General features: G+C 48.5%; 2 protein-coding genes. One reads left to right on the top strand and one right to left on the bottom strand.

From position 1 onward, the window contains the following. Positions 1-93 precede the first annotated feature (93 nt). Positions 94-1,404 carry a Gfo/Idh/MocA family oxidoreductase gene (locus Q0668_RS07345; RefSeq protein ID WP_298862079.1) on the bottom strand — a complete coding sequence of 437 codons (1,311 nt, stop codon included), beginning with the start codon at positions 1,402-1,404 and terminating at the stop codon, positions 94-96. A 587-nt stretch (positions 1,405-1,991) separates the two neighbouring features. Here Q0668_RS07345 and Q0668_RS07350 point away from each other — a divergent pair. Further along, a partial coding sequence (locus tag Q0668_RS07350; RefSeq protein ID WP_298862082.1) for a DUF1553 domain-containing protein occupies positions 1,992-4,761 on the top strand: 2,770 nt, incomplete at its 3' end.

The following is a 4,761-nucleotide window of genomic DNA, read 5'->3' on the forward strand; positions in this document are numbered from 1 at the left end:
GTTCGGAGGGAGGGGGGACCGGGAACAACCGGTCCTTCCTACCCCTATCTTTTTTTTGTTGTATTTTTAATATTTAATTGGTTGCAAAGGAATTCAAACTTCGGGCAAGATCCATGGTTTGCGCCATTCTTCTCGGCCTCTGAGTTGGTTGGCTTCCTTGTCGTTGAGGAAGAGTTCTGTTTGTGGATCGAGGGTAAGAGTGCGTCCGACGCGGGCGGCGATATTGCCGGCGTGGCAGAGGACGGACGCGGGGTGTCCCACGGTTTCCAGATCGCAGGCTGGTTTTTGGCGGGTTTTGATGCAGTCTAAAAAGTTCTGGACGTGTGGTGTGGCGTCGCTGTTGCCTTTGACTTCTTTGGTGAGTCGACCTCCATTTGTGTAGACACGCCAACGGCTGTTGCCGATGACCATGTAACCTTTGTCTCCATAGAGGGCGGCACCTTCGGATTCGCCATGAAACTGATAGGGAGCCCAAACCCGCATTTCATAGGTCAGGATTTTAGGGGTTTTGCTTGTGTATTCGTAATTGACCTGCAGAGTATCGGGCCATTCCTGCATGTCGTCGAAATACCATTTTCCGCCCATTGCTGAGATTTTTGTGGGGAGCAATATGGCATCGTCCTTTTGGGCTTCGCAGGCGGCATTTAGCGCGGCGAATGCCATGTCGAGCCGATGCACGCCATCGTTGCCCAGGTCTCCGGTGCCATAATCATGGAACCAGCGCCAGCGTCCATGAAAGCGATTTTTGTTGAAGGGGCGCTTTTTGGCAGGGCCGAGCCACATGTCGTAGTCTACAGTTTCGGGGGGTGTACTGTCGGGCGGATATCCGATATTTCCTTGACGGGTGCTTTCCCAGGCTTTGGCCACGAGACAACGACCGAGGGCGCCGGTGCGAATGTAGTCTAGGGCCGTCTTCAATCGTTCGGTGGAACGATGTTGTGATCCCATCTGCACGATGCGTTTGTGTTTTTTCATCGCGGCGACCATGCGCTGCCCTTCGATGATATTATGACCATCCGGTTTTTCGACGTAGACATCTTTCCCGGCCTGACAGGCGAGGATCGTGGGGATGGCGTGCCAATGATCGGGGGTGCCCACCACGATGGCGTCTAGACTGTTGTCGTCGAGCAGTTTTCGAAAGTCCTGAAAGATCTGAGGTTTCTTGCCTTGAAGTTTGGTGACGGTTTCAATGGTCTTTCCCTGACGGGCCGTATCGATTTCGGCGATGGCCACAATTTCTGAATTCGCATTTGCGGCGAAATATTGATTGAGAGCAGAAGCCCGACCCGCTGCGCCGATCATGCCCACACGCACGCGTTCACTGGCGGATGCCTTGGCGACCTTTTCGAGCGAGAGGCTGGCGAGCCCCAAAGTAGAACCCTGTAAAAATTTTCGGCGATCCATGGTTGGTCCCATTCGAGTAAAACGACAGTGATCAGAGTACTAGAATCAATACGGTATATTATAGAAAAGAGGATTCCGGGTGCAAAACGAATCTTGCTGATTTTTGAAAACTGCAGCAGATGGAAGGGTTCCCGATATTGATCTAAGGGTTTTCTCTATGGGTCCTGGAAAAAGGAGTCCTGGAAAAAGATCAGTGAGTGATGTCGGTGTCTCTATTGTTTTCGCGCGAAGCGGTAACGTCATGATTTTACACCAAGATTGCTTTGCGACTGGTTTGTGATGCGGCGCGGAATTCACTTTGGTTTCGGGGCCGGTTAGCAGGGGTGTTCGGTTTTTATTGTCTTACTGGTTCCTTTCCGTCAAAGTTTGCGAGATTTCTTAATGAGAACTGTCGAAAAAACAGATAAAATCGAGGTAATTTAGTTCATGGATTCCCATATATCGCTTATAATGAACTGTTGTAAAACTCAGCTCCTTCCGTAGCCCAACGACGCCCTCCCGGGCTGAGTTTCAATCCTGAAGAGTTCGCTTTGGGTGAGCGTGTTGATTACGATTCTCATCGAAAAGCTTCAAGAAGGAGAACTGCATTGCGTTCTTTCCGGTATTCCATATTTTTTATGCTCTTGATGGCGGCGTTGAATTTCTTCAACGGGCTATCAGCACTCGCTCAGGTCCAAAAGGCAACTCTGAATAATAATCAGGCGGGCATCGAATTTTTTGAGAATAAAATTCGTCCGGTTCTGGTAAAACATTGTTATGAGTGTCATGCAGGGGAACCGGATGAGGAAAGTGCCTCCTTTGTGCTTGATACGCGCGAAGGTTTATTGCAGGGTGGCGATTCGGGAAAAGCGGTGGTGCCTGGCAATCTCAAGCAGAGTTTGATTCTGCAGGCAATTGAGCATGATCCTGATTTTTACGCAATGCCTCCGGATGAGAAGCTACCTGCGCATGTCATTCAAGATTTTCAAAAATGGATTCAAATGGGGGCGCCCGATCCTCGAAAAGGAAAATTGATAAGTAATTCTCAGAAGAAAAAGTCAGCCGTTGCGATCGATTTTACAAAAGAGCGCGAGTTCTGGTCGTTTCGACCTTTGAAAAAACCGAAGGTTCCCGATATTAAAAATAAAAACTGGCCTGCTAACGCCATCGATCGATTTATTCTTTCGAAGCAGGAACAGTCTGGCTTGACTTCTGTCACTGCTGCAGATCGGCTTACGCTGATCCGTCGCGTCTATTTTGATCTGACGGGATTACCTCCTCAAGCAGAAGAGATTCAGACGTTTTTGAATGATCAATCTCCGCAGGCTTATGAACAGTTGATTGATCGTTTGTTGGCTTCGCCGCAATATGGTGAAACCTGGGGCCGTCACTGGCTTGATCTGGCCCGCTATGCCGATTCGAACGGTCTAGATATTAACCTGACATTTTACAATGCCTGGAAGTATCGCGATTACGTGATCAAGGCATTTAATGAAGATAAACCATACGATCAATTTGTCCGCGAACAGATTGCTGGCGATTTACTGCCTTATAAAAATGATGCAGAGCAGACTCAAAATATTATCGCGACGGGTTTTCTGGTAATGGGTGCCAAAATGCTCAGCGAACGGGATAAAGAAAAATTGCGGATGGATGTGGTTGATGAGCAGATTGATGTTACCGGCCGTGCGTTTATGGGCATGACTCTGGGATGTGCCCGGTGTCATGATCATAAATTTGATCCGATTCCAATGACCGATTATTATGCTCTGGCGGGAATTTTCCGCAGTACGGAAACCGTGCATGGAATCCGATTGAATAACCAGTTCGTATCGGGGTGGATGACGCGTCCTTTGCCTGTTAAGCCCGAGCATGCGGCTGCTCTGAAATCATATGAAGCAAAATTAAAAACTCTGGAAGAAAAGTTAAAAGCAGATTCCGATCAGATCAAATTGCTTGAGAATAAAACCGATCAGCAGAAGCGTTTGAAGAAACTGACTGGGATTGTCGTTGATGATCTCCAGGCTGTGAAAACCGGCGCGTGGCAGGATTCGGTCTACTCGAAAAATTATCTGGGTGCTGGCTATGTGCATGACAAGAATGAACAGAAGGGGGAAAAGAAGATCCGCTTTGTTCCCGATCTGCCTGCTTCGGGAAAATACGAAGTTCGTTTTGCATTTCCTGGTAGTAAAGGCCGTGCCAAACGTGTGCCCGTGACGATTCATTCAAAGCAAGGAACAAAAACGGTCTATGTAAATCAGACTAAAGTGGCGCCGATTGACAGCCTTTTCCTATCACTGGGTCACTTTGAATTCGTAGCAGGTAAAGCTGGTTCGGTTGAGATTTCGACTAAAGGGACTCGAGGTTATGTTGTCGTCGATGCGATTCAATTTATACCGCAAGACCAACCCGTTGGAAAAGATGCCTCACTCGCGAAAGTAGAAAAGCCCGTTCAAGCCGATGATGCGGCCAAGCAAGCAAAAATTAAATCACTGAAAGAAAACGTCAAAAAGCTGAAGATACAGATTGCGAAATTAAAAGAGACGGCGCCTCCCCCCAAGCCGATGGCACTTGCCGTTGGCGAACAACCAGATCCAGCGGATTATCGGATTGCCCGTCGGGGAAACATTCACCAATTGGGTGACAAAGTCGATCGCGGTTTTCTGACAATCGCTTCCATTTCGGAATCGCCGGAAGTCAGTCCCAAGCAGAGTGGGCGTCTGGAACTGGCGAACTGGTTGAGTCGTCCACAGAATCCGTTGACCAGTCGCGTGATTGTGAATCGGGTCTGGAAGCATCTGTTTGGAAAAGGGTTAGTGCGCAGCGTTGATAATTTTGGACATCTGGGAGCGCAGCCGACCCATCCGGAGTTGTTGGATTATCTGTCGCAGCAATTTGTAGAACAGGGCTGGTCAATCAAGACATTGATCCATGAAATTATGCTGAGTAAGACGTACCGTTTGAGTTCAGAATTCAGTGCGGCTCATTTTGAACGCGATCCTGGTAATCAATTGCTCTGGCGGATGAATCGCAGACGATTATCTGCGGAAAGTATTCGAGATGCGGTCTTGTCAATTTCAGGTAAGATTGATTTGAAGCAGGGGGGCTCTTCTGTTTCACATTATCCGGAACAGGCCGTCAATCCGAATAAAAACACGAAAATGAAGCAGAATCCATCGGAGTTTCGTCGTAGTGTTTATTTACCCATTGTGCGTGGGAGCGTACCAGCGGCGCTAGCGGTGTTTGATTTTCCTGCACCGGAAATGCTGGTGGGAAATCGTCCGGTGACGACGGTTCCTGCACAGGCGCTGTTCATGATGAATAGTCCGTTTGTGATAACACAGGCTCAGGCGACGGCAGAACGGATCTTAAAAGCAG

The sequence above is a fragment of the uncultured Gimesia sp. genome (assembly GCF_937910335.1).
In the GTDB taxonomy this organism is placed as follows: Bacteria; Planctomycetota; Planctomycetia; order Planctomycetales; family Planctomycetaceae; genus Gimesia.